The organism is Methanosarcina baltica (assembly GCF_055394095.1).
On sequence record NZ_AP042463.1, the window covers coordinates 1,744,146 to 1,759,515 of the forward strand.

General features: G+C 46.1%; 14 protein-coding genes. 5 read left to right on the forward strand and 9 right to left on the reverse strand.

The window, feature by feature from the left end; all coding sequences use genetic code 11:
• Window positions 1-14: 14 nt before the first annotated feature.
• From priL to ACZ5QV_RS07550, 4 genes are all read right to left on the reverse strand, one after another.
• Window positions 15-1,217, reverse strand: coding sequence for a DNA primase regulatory subunit PriL (gene priL, locus ACZ5QV_RS07535; protein WP_464601926.1), 1,203 nt, complete (start codon window positions 1,215-1,217; stop codon window positions 15-17).
• Window positions 1,218-1,220: 3 nt separating this feature from the next.
• Window positions 1,221-1,958, reverse strand: coding sequence for a DNA polymerase sliding clamp (locus tag ACZ5QV_RS07540; RefSeq protein ID WP_464601927.1), 738 nt, complete (start codon window positions 1,956-1,958; stop codon window positions 1,221-1,223).
• A gap of 402 nt (window positions 1,959-2,360) precedes the next feature.
• On the reverse strand, window positions 2,361-2,678 hold the full coding sequence (locus ACZ5QV_RS07545) for a transcription factor S (RefSeq protein ID WP_464601928.1): 318 nt from the start codon (window positions 2,676-2,678) through the stop codon (window positions 2,361-2,363).
• A gap of 285 nt (window positions 2,679-2,963) precedes the next feature.
• Window positions 2,964-3,416, reverse strand: a complete 453-nt coding sequence (locus tag ACZ5QV_RS07550; RefSeq protein ID WP_464601929.1) for an NUDIX domain-containing protein — start codon at window positions 3,414-3,416, stop codon at window positions 2,964-2,966.
• Window positions 3,417-4,101: 685 nt separating this feature from the next.
• On the opposite strand from ACZ5QV_RS07550, the gene artA reads away from it, so the two are divergent.
• From artA to ACZ5QV_RS07570, 4 genes are all read left to right on the forward strand, one after another.
• Window positions 4,102-4,962, forward strand: a complete 861-nt coding sequence (artA, locus tag ACZ5QV_RS07555; RefSeq protein WP_464601930.1) for an archaeosortase A — start codon at window positions 4,102-4,104, stop codon at window positions 4,960-4,962.
• Window positions 4,963-4,965: 3 nt separating this feature from the next.
• A complete protein-coding gene (locus ACZ5QV_RS07560) occupies window positions 4,966-5,592 on the forward strand; it encodes a phosphatidylserine decarboxylase (RefSeq protein WP_464601931.1) in 627 nt (208 codons plus the stop codon).
• Complete coding sequence (locus ACZ5QV_RS07565; protein WP_464601932.1) at window positions 5,589-6,263, forward strand: archaetidylserine synthase; 675 nt, start codon at window positions 5,589-5,591, stop codon at window positions 6,261-6,263. Before ACZ5QV_RS07560 ends, ACZ5QV_RS07565 begins: the two co-directional genes overlap by 4 nt.
• 125 nt (window positions 6,264-6,388) lie before the next feature.
• On the forward strand, window positions 6,389-6,751 hold the full coding sequence (locus tag ACZ5QV_RS07570) for a dihydroneopterin aldolase family protein (RefSeq protein ID WP_464601933.1): 363 nt from the start codon (window positions 6,389-6,391) through the stop codon (window positions 6,749-6,751).
• A 109-nt stretch (window positions 6,752-6,860) separates the two neighbouring features.
• Here the strand turns inward: ACZ5QV_RS07570 and ACZ5QV_RS07575 are convergent, their stop codons facing one another.
• Both ACZ5QV_RS07575 and ACZ5QV_RS07580 read right to left on the reverse strand, forming a co-directional pair.
• Complete coding sequence (locus ACZ5QV_RS07575) at window positions 6,861-7,445, reverse strand: hypothetical protein (RefSeq protein WP_464601934.1); 585 nt, start codon at window positions 7,443-7,445, stop codon at window positions 6,861-6,863.
• A gap of 53 nt (window positions 7,446-7,498) precedes the next feature.
• A complete protein-coding gene (locus ACZ5QV_RS07580; protein WP_464601935.1) occupies window positions 7,499-8,836 on the reverse strand; it encodes a COG1470 family protein in 1,338 nt (445 codons plus the stop codon).
• Window positions 8,837-9,319: 483 nt separating this feature from the next.
• On the opposite strand from ACZ5QV_RS07580, the gene ACZ5QV_RS07585 reads away from it, so the two are divergent.
• Entirely contained in the window at window positions 9,320-10,495 is a 1,176-nt protein-coding gene (locus ACZ5QV_RS07585; protein ID WP_464601936.1) for an RNA-guided endonuclease TnpB family protein, read from the forward strand.
• 362 nt (window positions 10,496-10,857) lie between these two features.
• Here the strand turns inward: ACZ5QV_RS07585 and hisC are convergent, their stop codons facing one another.
• From hisC to ACZ5QV_RS07600, 3 genes are all read right to left on the reverse strand, one after another.
• The gene (gene hisC, locus ACZ5QV_RS07590) at window positions 10,858-11,946 is read right to left on the reverse strand and encodes a histidinol-phosphate transaminase (protein ID WP_464601937.1); all 1,089 of its coding nucleotides are present in this window, start codon (window positions 11,944-11,946) and stop codon (window positions 10,858-10,860) included.
• Entirely contained in the window at window positions 11,933-13,042 is a 1,110-nt protein-coding gene (locus tag ACZ5QV_RS07595; protein ID WP_464602063.1) for an acetylornithine transaminase, read from the reverse strand. The genes hisC and ACZ5QV_RS07595 overlap by 14 nt, the downstream gene beginning before the upstream one ends.
• Before the next feature lie 995 nt (window positions 13,043-14,037).
• The gene (locus ACZ5QV_RS07600) at window positions 14,038-15,354 is read right to left on the reverse strand and encodes a hypothetical protein (protein ID WP_464601938.1); all 1,317 of its coding nucleotides are present in this window, start codon (window positions 15,352-15,354) and stop codon (window positions 14,038-14,040) included.
• Window positions 15,355-15,370 lie beyond the last annotated feature (16 nt).

Here is a 15,370-nt window from a genome sequence, read left to right on the forward strand (position 1 = left end):
AGGTAAAAAGGGAATTAATCAGTTTTCTTCGGAGGCCGATCCCTTTCTGTTGGGGTTTTTTCGTTAGCTCCTACAGTTCCTTCTACCTTTTCAGCCCCTTCTACACTTTTTCCAACTCCTTTCTTTTCCGTATTTTCCTTTCTCATGGCTTCTTTTCCCAGAGCTTCTTTTTCTGCGGCTTCCCTTTCCTCTTGATCTTTATTCCTGCGGTAGAGCCTTCTCTGATAATAACTCAAAGGGTGGTTTATCCTTTCGCAGAGCCCGTTTTTACCTATACAGTTTCCGTAGGTCCTCATGGTTTCACAGGCCGGGGGTTTATAGGGAGTCCCGGAGGAGCCTGCAATGTGCTCTATCTGGTAAAGGGTCTTTTCCGCATCAAAGTCAGGAGAGACGTTGAAAAGGGCCAGGACATCTTCTACAGACATCCCGATTGTCAATAAAAAGGAAGTCATGGCAAAGCGCATGGAGTGTGCCAGGTTAATCCCGGCCCGGACACTTGCAAGGGCATGGGAGATGCAGGGTGGGAAAAGTTCGGGTTCTACTTCCCCGAAGTCCGTAATCCCGAACTGTTTCTTTCGGACCTCGAACTTTTCCTTAATTTCGGCGGTGTAAGGGGCACAGAACTCCCGAACTTCGGTGGGAAGTTCGGAGGAAGACGGAGCTTCCGAGAAGGACTTTTCAACCCTTTCCCGGACAGCTTCCAGAAGGAGCCTTGCAAACTCTTCTTTTTTAATCCGGACCCTGCCTGCCTGAAGCTGCCTGTTTGTAAGTTTCCAGGCCGACTCTTTGAGGACAGAGGAAAAGCGGAGATAGTCCGTAAAATGGAGTTTGAAATGAAAGTCCTGCGGCTCGGCCGAGAGTCCAAATTCCTCCCCGAATTCAAGTAAAAAATCCATACTCTCTGTCTTTAAGAGGGTGTGGGCGGCTTTGGCTTCCGCGAGGGCATAACGCTTTGTAAAGAGCTGGTCGTCCACCGTTATAACCAGCATTCTTGCAAAAGGATAGGAAAGAAGTTCGGAAAGGGCCTGCATTTCCCCGGCGAGGGAGGGTTTTTCAATTTCCCCCTCGAGGGCCTGCTTTACCCTTTCCACGCCCCTGGCCCGGGCAGGCCGGTAGGCCGGGGAGTGGAGCAGTTTTTCAAGAGAAATGTTCAGGCTTTCCACTTCGGCAGAGGCTTCTGAAACAAATGGATATAAAGCCAGGTGTTCAAGATCCATGCCTTAATCAGACTCAATTCTCGGGGCCAGCAGATAAGATATTTTTCCGGCTCCGTTTGCGATTTCAAAGTCAATCAGGATGGGAAAGTCTCTTCCCAGGGAAAGGGTCACTTCATTTGCCTTGTTTGCCGGTTTGACAATCTCGCTCAGGTAGTCCAGGGAAAAGAGAGAACAGGCATCTCCTGATTTCAGGTCAATTAACTGTTCCCGGCCCATCTCCAGACGGACCTGGTCGGTATCCCCTTTTGCTTCCATGTAAAAGGTATCATCCGAGACACCCATGAGCATGTGGTCACTGATCTTTTCGGCAGCCTTTACCGCACGCCTGAGGTCAAACCCGTTTAAGACGACCTTTACAGGAAGCTCAAGTTGCGGGATTCTGGGCTCGGCCCGGATGGTGGAGGGGTCCAGAAGAGAAAGAGTATAGGAAAGCCCACCTACATCGATTAACAGTTTCTGGGAGTTTTCATCCAGTTCCATCTTCACGGTGTCGGTTTTGTCCGCAAGTCCCAGCAGGTCTGAAATCTTGTTCAGATCGATACCGATTTCACATTCATCCGCATTGTATTCCTCAAACGCTTCCGCTCTGAGTTCAAAGATGCCCATCGCGACATTTGCAGGGTCAACGGCCTTTACTGAAAAGCCCTCCTGGGAAATCTTGAACCTGACTTCGTCAACAATTACAGTCAATGCGGCAATTGAGTCTTTCAGAAGCTCTGCATTAATCGCTGCCTTCAACATACTTCTTCTCCATTAAATAAATTTAAATCTAGAACACCTTATTCGCCCTCAGCATATATATATTTCTTTGTTGGCTGCAGCGTTTTCGGGCGGTTTTTCCTTTTCGGGCGGAAAACGTCCCTCTATCCGGAAAATCAGCATTTAAGGAGCCGGATAAACCATTAGATTCAAAGTTCCGCTTAAGTATATATATTTTGGTCCGACCGTGGCTGGCTGTGCCAGAAGGTTCTGATAAAGAAAAGGCGGGCAGGTCCGCGGAAAAGCGGACTTGAATAACCCGGAACCGATTAAAACAATTCCAATTCAAAAAGAAAAGCCGATATGCTTCAGGTTTTCCACATTTCCGCGTTCTGCGGCAAGTAAATAAAAAAGCGTTTTTTACACTTTAACTCGGGGTACCCTTCAGTCGTATTCTCTCGTGGTAAAGCCGCACTTCGTGCACTTGATAAAGCGGGTTTCCGATTCGTCAGCAGAGCGGAGCTGTCTGAGCCACCAGTACGCAGTCATATTTCCGCATTCTGGGCATTTTGCGCGGGTCGTGGGCAGGCCGGAAAGCTGTTCTCCTTCAAGCACCACTACTTCATGTTCGTCGATTTTTGATTTGGAAACAAATGATCCTTGCTTTTCTTCTTCCATGGACTCTGTGTGTCCACATTTTCTACATTCGAAGTTACCGTTTTTAGGAAACATCATACTTTTACACTTGGGACAAAAACGCATTAATATCACAATCCTTCAGGCAAGATGCCTGCGATTTTAGTCGTGGGCGGAATGTCGTCAATTTTCAGGCATTCCGTTCCACATTTGGATTTCTCCACTCTGCTTTTGAAACAGGTTCTCGTAGCAGATAACGTAGTTTTTAAAATGATCTCCACTCGGCCAATGTCGGATATGCCTGTCATGTGTAGCACAACACCCCTGGGTTTCAGGACTTTTAATGCTACACGAGAGGGAATTGGCCTGAGGAAATGTCCAACTTTATCATGACAGATCCAGCGTAGTCAATTAAGACTCAGGCTGATCAATCAGAGCTTGCCGAAGCAAGTCTTCCACTTTAGTGGAGGGGTATTGACTTTTTACATCGTTTATGATTTTATTATGGTCAAAAGCCAGCTTCGGGATCGAATCAAGCTCAAAAAGGTCTGCCGCCTCAGCGTCAGATCCGGATTTTAATATCCCGCTCCCTTTCGCAAGGTAGCATACTGACACCGTATGCCCCCTCGGGTCCCGGTCAGGATCGGAGTAGACTCCGATTAATTTTATGAGTTCTATCGAAAGCCCGGTTTCTTCAAAAGCTTCTCTACAGACCGCTTTTTCCGTAGTTTCCCCGATTTCAACAAAGCCTCCGGGAAGGGCAAAATAACCTTTATAAGGGGGATTTTTTCTTTTCACAAGAACAAGTCTGTTTTTAAAAAGGATGACTGCATCCACAGTTAATTTCGGACTAGGGGGTGTCATAAAATGCCTTCAACACTCTTTTTATTAGAAAAAAATCCTTGTTCCCGTTGTTTTCCGTTCAATCCGGGCGCAGGCTTTTTCTTAAGGGAGTAGTTGACGATAAAACAATATGTCTTATACTTAACCTATTATAGAAAAACCTCATTCTATTTCAAGATACCTAAGCTGGATTTCCCCTACTTTGAGGGGGGAGGAATGCATACACTTACTAAAATAACATGATGTTATCAGCTTTTTTTTATATATTCATTTATTCAAATGATTTCTCCTTTTCTGAAATCTACATTTCGACCCCCTTCATATAGGTAAATAATACCTAAAATGCCTGACTATCGGTCAATTTGTTGAGCTCATATCAGCAAAATGATCTTTTTGTACAGCATATTGACACAAAAGTGCGAAGTATTCGGAATGTGAGCAAAAGAGGTTAGTTGATGAAAAACCTTTTGTAATTCGCTTTCTTCTTATAGTAGAAATTTGTTACCATATTTATCAAATGTTTTATTTCTGGATTCTGCGGGATATTTTCTCCCAGTCCATGTAACTTTTATGAGATGAAATATTACGATCTTCTGAGATCACTTCGGGGCTTTCCGGAAAAGAGCAGAATTCTCCCGGGCTTTCCCCTCCCGGAATAGCGGAATTCCGGAGAGAGGTTGCCCCTGGTAAAAAGGTGCTTGAAAAAATGATAGAATACGTACTCTGGTTAGCATTAGGGTTAATGCTCATATCGTCTGTTATTCCTAAAAACTCAAAGGTTCGAAAACTGATAGGAGGGGCAGGATGGGGTATATTTTCCATCCACTGGTTTTATCAGCCCCTCCACTATATTGAGGCCCAGGACTATGCCAATGTGGGCCTGACGCTTGTGTTTGCTCTTTTTTGTGTCCTCGTTGCATACATTATGTTCAAGGAATACAGAGAGGGAAGTACATTCCCCTGCCGCGAGTTCTCCCCTCGGGAAGGACCTGCCCCCGGAAATCTTTCTCCGGACATAAGTTCAATGCTTACCAGTGCATGTGCCCTCGGGGCCCTGGTTTATTTCCCGTTTGCGAATGTACCCTCCCTGAACACCTGGATCATAAGTGGAGTTGCGTCCCAGGTAGTCTGGATCCTTCAGGTCCTGGGGGCCCCGGCCGTGAACAATGCCTGGAACCTCATAAGCCTGAACGGGCAGACAGTGGAGATCATCCTTGCATGTACGGCAATTGAAAGCATCGCCCTTTTCATGGGGCTCATTGCCGCGGTAAAGGCCCCTGTAACAAGACTTGCAGCTGCCTTTTTAGTCTCGGTCCCCGTAATCTACGTGCTTAACCTGATCCGGGACGTCTTTGTGGTCCTGGCTTACGGAGGTGCCTGGTTTGGCCCTGACAGTTTTGTAATCGCCCATAACTATATCGCAAAGGCCGGTTCCGGGATTGCGCTCTTTGCAATCTCATACGCGGTACTTCGCATCCTTCCGGAAGTACTTGAGATGATAGACGGTTTATGGTACCTGCTTTCCGGAGAAGTCAAAAGCATATTAAATAGATTTAGAGATGGTTGATACATGATCGCAAAAGGTTCTATGTCCTGGATTTTAAGCGCTGTTGCTTTCACTGCGCTTTTTGCGGGCTTTCAAATATATACTCCCCACTCTATTTTTCTCTACGGGACATACCTGTGGATGGCCCTGGTCTTTTTCATGATCTTGTTTTTCAGGGATCCGGAACGTAATGTTGAAATTTCCGAGGACTACATGCTTGCCCCGGCAGACGGAAGAATCTCCGAGATCAGGGGACGAAAAATATGCATATTTATGTTTCTTCAGAACGTTCATGTAAACCGGGCCCCGATTGCCGGCAGGATTACAGAAATAAGCTATAGAAAAGGTGGGCATATTCCGGCTTTTTACAAGGACTCCGATAGAAACGAACGAAATAATTTTATTATTGACAGCAAATACGGAGATGTGCATGTCACCCAGATTGCAGGGGCCATAGCCCGCAGAATCGTCACCTACTCAAAGACAAACGATAATGTTGTACAGGGCCAGAGGCTCGGAATGATCCGCTTTGGCTCAAGGGTTGATGTAACTATTCCGGAAGAGTTTGATATGGTTCTAAAGATTGGAGATCGGGTTAAGGCGGGAAAAAGCATTATCGCAATATTAAAACAGGAAAGGGATTTTGAGTGAACCTTCTTGAATTGGTGAAGCTTCCAGACCTGGTTTCTCTTATGAACCTTCTCTTTGGAGTTGCTTCCATATCCCTGGCTCATTCCGGGAATTATGACTTTGCCCTCATCCTCCTGCTCCTTGCGGCGGGAGCGGACGGGGCGGACGGCTTTGTTGCCAGGAAGTTCGGGGGCGGAAAACTCGGGGGAGAACTTGATTCCCTCGCAGACGCGGTCTCTTTCGGCGTGGCTCCGGCCCTGCTCATCTGCTTCCGTTTCGGGGACAATGTCCTGGTAACACTTATTGCGTATTTCTATATTGTTTGCGGAATACTCAGGCTTGCCCGCTACAATGCCATACCTTTGAAAACCTCCGGGTTCCAGGGCCTCCCAATCACCGCAGGTTGCGTGGTGCTGGTCTCCTATCTGCTGATTGACGGGAAATTTATTAACGAAGGTTTCCTGGCAGCCCTTACCCTGGCCCTGGCCCTCCTGATGGCAGGCACAGTGGGATTCCCAAAGGTCCTGAGCATGAAGGCCCTTGGGTTCATAGCGTCCGTCTTCGGAGCCACGGTAATAATGTTTTTCGTGGATCTGGGCTACATGAGATTATTTTCCCTCCTGCTCTTCGGGCTGATGCTAACCTATCTCATATCCCCATTCATAAAATTTCCACGAAAATATTATGAATAATATTTGAATTACCAAACTTTTAATTTTTCCATTTTAATTTTTTTTCAGATCAACCGTTCCACATCAACCGTTCTACATACATTTTTAATACCAATTTTCATTTCAACCTTTCAGGAGGAAATTCCTTGAGTAAAGAAACAGTAAGTGACAGAGACAACGCCCTCTTTGAAGCCGGAATAAAGCTCGGCGCTTTATACCATCAGTTTACGGGTTCTCCCGTTAACCTGAAAACCGCAGCAAGTCTTGAAAAAGCCATCCAGGAAAGCATCTCAGTCCAGCCCTTTGTGGAAGACATCTTGGTTTCCATTGACCGGGAAATGCTCGGGGCCAGGCTTAACGGGGAGTTCGGCTACACGGAACTTCAGGGTCCCATGTTGAAAGTCAGGATTAAGGTAAAATACGAGCAGATAAGAGTAACGGTCCGGATGCAGTACGAACCTGAACTGGACTATCCACTTATGAAAATCGAAGAAATCGAAGAGTTTTGAAGAGTTTTGAAGAGTTTTGAAGAGTTTTGAAGAAATTCGAAGAAACCGCATCCGGGATAAAGGATAGACGAAATTCAGTAGTTCGCTAAAAATTTCTTCTCCATTTTTCTCATTGTCCGTTCCAAACCTGAACCACTTCCCGTGTGTCCATGTCAACCAGTGCGGATACCGAATGATCCAGCCATGTCACACTGATTAGGGTCTTTCTGGAATGGAATTTCTCCGATGTCTCAGGTAGTATCCGTTTTACGGATGAAGCTCCGTATACATTCGTATCAGAACTCAGAGCGTTCGCAACGCTTTCACTTTGCATAGCCACGCCAATAGCTTCAGATCGAACAGATTCAGGAACGGCTTCAAGGAGATATCCAACCTGTATCAAATCACCGTCACGGTATGTGAAGTCATACAGGTCAGGATACCTGGAAACTGACGACTCAGCGATCGCATGTATGCGGAGTTTCTCATCTTCCCTCAATGTGCTAAGTGTAACATTATCATATTCCATGCCAGGGTAGGGACTTATTTGCTGGTTGATCTTTGTCTCGATCATGGCACTCTCTGCCGGTGGTGTACTCACCCATGTAATCTCATACCCGGAGGATGATTTTTCAGAGCCGTTGATGCATACAACACCAGCTATGAGGAACATTACGATCAATGCAGCCATGAACAATTTTGAAAGATGGTTCATAAGTATCACCTGATAAAGAAAGACCGGGCGTTACTACGCCCGTGTCCACCTGTTCATTCAACTGCCCCGACCGAAATTAAATAGTTAAACTGTTCCGTATTTGTCGGAAGTATGCCAAGCGTCCATTCTCCGATGGCACCTGGTACCTCATAGGTCTCCGTGTAGACCTCAATAGCATCATGATAGATCCCTGCTCCATCCATTTCCCAGGGAGGGAAGTCAGATGCTCCAAGACTGACAGTACCGCTGTAGGTCGTTTTAACCAGATTCAGTTCGACCTCGCCTGATTCACCTTCCAGTGCCAGGTCAAAGGATGCCTCATCTTTCTCGTTCTGACTGCCTGCACCCATCCACATACCATAATTGCAGTCATTTGATGACACTTCAATGTTAATGAGACCGTCAGTCCTGGTAGTGAACGTCTTTGTGTACGGTTCACTTGGCTGGGTCCATACCTCGAAATTCATTTGGACCTGACCGTCCCATTCACGTATAGATGGATCGTCAATGTTCAGATCAATAGCTCCGTTGTATCCACCTTTTGCATCATCAGGGACTTCAAGATGCACCTTGACAACAGTTGTCTCGCCTGCTTTTACAATGGAAGGGGCGGTAATGGTGATCGCATCATCTTCAAATGCAGAACCCACCGTGCCGTATGGGCCATATCCATACATCAGGTTGTTATCACTTATTTTCGGGTCGATATCAATATCCCTGTCAGCTACGTTCTTGAGCTTGATTTCATAGTCATGTTCATCCCCTGCCTTGACACGGTCACTGAGATATGGCGTCTGGATCTGGATCTTTGGAGGGGTCCAGACATCGACGTAAAGATCCATGGCATTGATATACTCGGGATAGGGCGTTGGATATGGTACTGGCATCACATCATCGGTGAATACGATCTTAGTTCCATAGTTCCCGATATCGGCATCTTTTGGGATATTCACTTCAATAGTAAACTCCTGCCTGGTATCCGGTTCGATGTCTTTGCTGGCGGGTGTTACGGTGACCCAGCTTTCTTCGAGGATGTTATCACTGTACGGGGATGGCACAACCCGGGGTTCTACTGTAATGGTTTTATTGTCCTTGTTTGTGACAGTCACAGTAATTTTGTCGCTGCTGCCAGGTTTTAACTGGGGGTTTGAATGACGTGGGTTGATCTTGAGTTTTGCAAAATCCACATCTGGATTGAAATCGGACTCAGAGGTCACTGTTACCAACTCATCAACCATGATCATACCCGAGTCTGGAACTGGAAGAGCTTCAGATTCCATTGCATTAATGGTAGGCATGAATGCCATGTTCACAAGCAGCATTGCAATAATTAGTTCAACTGTTCGTATTCCTTTGCTTTCCATCATTCTTAATTTACCCCATCTCTTCATCTTTTTCCTGTATGTCTCCCGAAAGCAAAGCCAGCAAACTTTAAGTACGGTTAAAGTTAAAATCGGCGCGGTTTTGCCTTAGGGAAAATATTCAGGAGATTCGGCCCTTCCTGGTAGATTGTGCTGAACCCCGCTCAATGTTTTTGCAATATTTGCACTCAACATATTTGTGAACCTCTTATAATTGATTTATGTCCATTTCATCAAACTGAATATTACCCGAATCTCTTACAGGAACGCAGCAGAAAGCCCCAAGGCTTTACAGGCTGTCCGACAATTACTGTCAGTAATATTTGAAATCCTTCTTTTTCGATTTAAAGGCTTTATATTCCTTTTTTTTTACCTATTTTTGCCTTGAAATTGAATTGTCGGACAGCTTCTTTAGCGTGGGGATGAATGCGTCGGGACTACCAGGGCCGGTTTAAATAGATCTAACTGTGAGTAAGTATTTATAACTAATATTAAAGACATATAGGAGGTTGCATGAAAAAAGGGAACGTGTACCGGATATATCCGATAAATGACGAACAAAAGATAATGCTGGAAAAGCATTTCGGCAGTACACGTTTTGTTTATAACAAACTTCTTGAATTCAAAAAAATATTTTATGACAAGTTTAGGATTAACATTTCCTTAACAGAACTTGAAAAGTACCTGCCAATGTTTAAAGAAATTTATCCGTGGTTAAAAGAAGTCAATTCACAGTCATTGCAACAGGTAAGAAGGAACTTGCAAAACGCTTATACACGATTTTTCAAAGGACAGGCCGGGTTCCCTCAACTGAAAAAGAAAAAAGATAACAAGTTTTCTTTTCAGGTCACACAAAGGTACAAGATCAATCTGACAAAATCTACGGTGTTCATCCCCGGAATTGGATGGATGAATATTAAAATTCATAGGGACTTGCTACCTCCTGAAATTATGCATAATTTCATTGAAAAAAAAATAGTTGACGGGGAAACCATAATCGAAAAAGACCTTAACAAAGACTTTTTCAGAACGGCAACTGTTAGCAGAACGGCAACAGGGAAATATCATCTAAGTATTTTGACGGAAGACGGGGAGCCGGTTCCTGAAAAAGTTGAATATTCTGAGGATACAACTGTAGGAGTGGACTTAGGAATTAAAGATTTTGCCATACTTTCAAATGGGGAAATAATAGAAAACCCGAAATATCTTAAAAATTCAGAAAAACGTCTTAAAGTTCTCCAGAGAAGAGTAAGTAGGAAGAAAAAAGGTTCCCAGAACCGTAGAAAAGCAATCAGACAACTTGCAAAACAACACGAAAAAATAGCGAACCAGAGACATGACTTTCAGCACAAACAATCTGCTAAACTTATAGGCGACAACCAAGCCGTAGCAATTGAGACGCTGAACGTTAAAGGGATGATAAAAAATCACAAACTGGCAAAGGCTATTCAAGACGCTTCGTGGGGTTCTTTTGGGAGAATGCTCGAATATAAAGCAGAAAGAGCAGGAAAAACCATATTAAGAATAGGAATGTTTGAACCTTCAACAAAAAAATGTAGTGTTTGTGGGTTCCGCAATCCAGATATAACTTTAAAAGTAAGGGAGTGGGAATGTCCAAAATGCAAGACGTTCCACGATAGAGATATTAATGCTGCAATTAATATCAAAATGTTTGCACTTGCAAGCTGACATTAAAGATACACCCCCGGAACGGGGGGAAGAGCCTGTGGACTCGTGGAGGTTGCTCCGGGGTATGAAGCAGGAAGCCTCACTGCTTTAGCGTGAGGTAGTTCACGTTCATATAATCCGTGTCTATCCGTGGTTCTTTACGTTGATCCGCAGATAAATTTCAAAAGTTAGCAAAAAATAGAAAAAAAGTGCTAAGGCTTCATTCCGTTGGTTAAAATATGATCGACCGAATACAAATAGACCCTCGAAATTACCAGGGCCGGGAAAAAGCCCGTCCCTCTCATTTTTGCCGGTTTTTTTACCGGGCAAGTTATAGTTCCCGTACTCTTGCCCGGAGTTATTAGCTTTTTTTGGAAGGAAAATCAACTATTTACGGCCCTGAACGCCTCGATCACTTTTTTGTTCTGTTCGGATGTTCCCACCGTTACCCGGATCAGGGAGTCCCCTGCGTCTCTGAAAGAGTCGCAACTGCGGACTATAATACCCTTTTTCAGGAGAGCTTCAACCACTGCTTTTGACTTCAGAGGTGCAACGTCCACAAGCACGAAGTTTGCCTGGGAAGGGTGGACCTTAAACGGAAGGGCTCCCAGGAGGATTTTCCTTCCCTTCCGGGCCATATCAATGCTTTTTTGGAGGTGTTCTTTGTCCGAAAGGGCCGCAATCCCTGCCATCAGGGCCGGGAGGCTTACGTTGAAGGGGGGTGCCACCCTCATATACTCGCGCAGTAGCCACTCTGGCATGAGTCCATAGCCCAGACGGAGCCCGGCAAGCCCGAAGACCTTGGAAAAGGTCCTGCCCACGATAAGGTTGTCGTACTCAAGGACCAGGGAGGCGAAGTTTCGATCCGCAAACTCCACATAGGCCTCGTCCACAAATACAAGCGCCCTGGTCTTTTTGAGGAGAAGGCGCAGGTCCTTTTCGGAAAGCAGGTTTCCGGACGGATTGTTGGGGGAACAGAGGAAAATCAGTTTCGTGCGTTCGGACTCAAGGGCAAGGATTTTTTCGGGGTTCACGGAGTAGTCGGCTTCCCGCGCTACAAATACCGCTTTTCCTCCGCAGGCCCTGGCTGGGAGTTCGTAATACGCAAAGGTTGGAGTCGGGATTATTACCTCGTCCCCTTTTTCTATAAGGAGCCTGCAAAGCCCGTCCAGGAGGCCGTCCATTCCCGGCCCCGAGGCCGCGATGTTTGAGACGGGAAGCCCCGTGTATCCGGAGAGGGCTTCCCTCAGTTCCCTGGCGTCGGCTGAAGGGTAGAGGTTTGCCCGGGGGGCTTCCCGGACGAGGGCTTCCACGGCTGCAGGAGAGGGGCCGAGCGTGTTTTCGTTTGAGCCGAGCTTGATTATCGTTGTCGGGTCAAGCCCGTAGCCTGCGGCGATTTCCTCAATTGACTTTCCGGGCACGTATTCTGCAATCGAGAAGATTTCTTCTTTTATAAGTTCAGGCCTGCTCAAGGACACCAACTACCGTATCGATCTGTTTTTTCGTGATGACAAGCGGAGGCACCAGGCGGAGCACCGAGTCCGAGGTGCAGTTTAAGAGCACCCCGTTTTCCCTGGCATAGTCCACGAACTTCCCGCAGGGGTAGCCCATTTCGACCCCGATCATAAGCCCTTTTCCACGGACTTCGAGGATGTCGTCCCTGTCCATGTTCCGAAGTTTTTCCATGAAGTAGGCCCCGTTTTCCACGGCCCTGTCAAGGAGTTTTTCTTCCCTGATAACCCTGATTGAGGCAAGAGCCGCTGCAGAGGCGAGAGGTCCACCCCCGAAGGTGGAAGCGTGTTCTCCTCTCCCGAAGGTCAGCCCGTCTCTGGCAGCGATTGCGCCCATGGGAAAACCTCCCCCGATTGCCTTTGCCATGCTCATGATGTCAGGCTCAACTCCGAAGTGTTCCTTGCAGAACCATTTCCCGGTCCTTCCAAACCCGGTCTGCACCTCGTCGAAGATCAGAAGGGTGTCGGTTTCGTCACAGATTTCCCTGACCTCTTTGAGATATTCGGGATCAGGCACGTTTATCCCACCTTCCCCCTGAATGGGTTCGAGGACCACGGCCGCCGTGTTTTTGTTAATGTTTTCCCGGATGGCCCCCGCGTCGGAGTAGGGAACAAAGGCCGTGTCCGTATTCACAAGGGGCTCGAAGGGGCTTCTGTAGGCACTCTTGTAGGTTACGGAAAGGGCTCCTATCGTCCTCCCATGGAAGGATTGCTCGGCCGCGACAAACCCGCTTTTTCCGGTCTTGACCCTTGCAAGTTTCATTGCAGCTTCCATGGCCTCTGCCCCGGAGTTGCAGAAAAATACACGCTTCATTCCTGTTATGGAGACCAGTTCCCTGGCAAGTTCAGCCTGGACCTCGGTGTAGTAGAGGTTCGAGACGTGTATCATTTTCCCAGCCTGGGCCCGAAGAGCCTCCGTGACTTTTGGGTGGCAGTGCCCGACGTTGTTTACGGCAATTCCTGCCACGCAGTCAATGTACTCCCTGCCGAAAATGTCCCGGACAACTGCTCCTCTTCCTTCTGAAAGCACGAGGGGCTGGCGCCCGTAGGTCTGCATCACGTATTTTGAGTCTTTTTCGACGATGGAATCGTATTTTGATTGGGGGTCCGGGATATTTTCTTTCAAGTGAATACCTTCTCTTTTTTTTTCAGTGGATTTTTGATTTTTAAATAGGGGCTATAATGAATCTCCTGTGTATCGAGAGCCTCTAAGATAAAAATAAGTACTCTTAAATTTTGTTAAATACAGCCCGTATATTAAAAAGTATGCTTTCCCGAGCCCCTTCAACTTTTTTCTGGCCTCAGATTCTTGTTTCGGGCCAAACTTTCAAAAATAGATGATTTAGCTAGCTGTCCCCACCTGAAAGTTAATATCGTCTTTGCTGATCTGCGCCCCCAACATACAAAGAAAATTAAAAGAAATTGTCATGTTCAGATGTTGTTGGTTTTAGTGTTTATTTCTATGGCGTCATTATGGGGTTGGAAATGTTGAGTTTGGAGAGCCAATTTTCAACTGAGTATTCGTCCCCAAGCTATCGTTTTTGTTACGCCGATTAGTTTTTATATATAACTTATGTTGTTGTGTTACATTCCACTACAATATATCTACCATTCTGCAGTAAAAAACACCATATTAGGCACGTAGAAGTAGAATAGGCTGCTATGGTGGGATTTTTGTGAGCCAAAAATCCAACCCCATTCTGACCCCATAGGTTTATTTCTGTTTCCTTTTCTCTCGTATTTTTCCTGTAAGCTCCATCCCTATAACGAACCCAATTCCAACGGCAATTCCAGTGCGTATTCCTTCCACTAAATCATGAGACAGGTACCCTAATAATGTGCATACAATAAGGGGTATAATGAGATGTAAAAATCGGTTTTTTAGTAGAGATTTTTCCATGTTTAAGACTTCTTACTTTGTCTTTATTATGTTAATGTTTTGAAATCGCAGTACCAGGTTTTTAAAACTTAGGTCATATCACGGCTGAGTCCGCTTATTTGACATGAAATACTTTTCCGACCCTGATTTATTTTTCTGACTCATAGAATTTTTCAGCCCCTTTCCCGGTTTTTTCCGGATTTTAACCTTCTTCTCCGGCTCCGGCCCCAGCTCCCTGAAAAATTCCTGATTTTTCCGGTTCCCAGAGTTCCGGCCCCTTTCCGGATTATTCCCGGAGCACGCAGTCCCTGAGCAGGTCTATCTGAAACCCTGCATATTTCCAGGATCAGGTTTTCAAGAAGCCTTGTCTCCTCCCCGGGGGCTTCTGCATTTGATTTAAGGAGGTTTTCAATTTCAATTATTTCCATTGATTTTACAAACACGCCTTCCAAAATCTCTTCTTCCTCGGGCTTCAACTTCGTCTCAGCTTCAGTTTTGGAAGTTTTCGGTTCATTCCCGCTCTTGGATTCTGAAGGGCCGGGAATTTTGCTGGATTTTCCGGACTTTTCGTCCTCCCGGTCCCGCAGAAAAGTGACCCCGAACGGGGCTTTTATCTTGCCCTCGACTTTTGAACTTTCATGGATAAAGACGGAGTTGGCCTTTATTTCTCCAACGATGTAGCTGTCTTTTCCTATCCGGACCTGGCCTCCTGAATACAGGTTCCCGTAGACTGTGGCCCTGTCTCCGATTGTGGTTTTTCCCCTGGAATGGAGGCTCCCTTGCAGGATCAGGTCTTCGCCGATTTCAAGAGAATCCGCATGGATGTTTCCTTTTAACATGCACCTGTTTTCGATTACTGCTTTTCCGGGCACTTCAATGGCCTCAATGGAAATTTTTGCTTCCGGAGGGACTATGAATAGCTTTTCATCGATATCAGGGCAGGCTCCAAAGCATCCAAAGAGTTCTTCCAGGGCTTTTTCGACTTCCTCATCTTTCCCGAGGCGTATCATTTCCCTGATGTAAAGGTAAAAGAAGAAAATGACAGGTACGGGGCTTCTGACCATGACCCAGCCTTTTGTCTCGAACCCGCCTTTGATTTTTACATCTTTTCCAACGTCCATGTCCCCCTGGACCGTAAGCCGCCCCTCGATCTTTGTAAACTCCCCAATGTATGCGTTTCTCGCAACGTCCACGCTGCTCTCTATTCGGGACCACATATCGATCCTGGCATCTGACCCGGCCTTTAAGCCGCCCCCTATGTGTACACCTTCCCCCAGGATGATCATGTTTCCAACTATACCATATCCAAGGCTGGCGTGGTTTCCGATGATAACGTCACCGTCCACAAAAATTGTGTCTGCCTGGATCCGGGTGTCATCCGGGATTAAAAGGGTTCTGAGAAACTGATCCGGGTCTAAAATGTTTCCACTCTCCAGAGAATGATTGCTGCCTGGCCGGCCATGATTGCTTGAATATACGAATCCCGGCACAGTAATTAATTCTTCA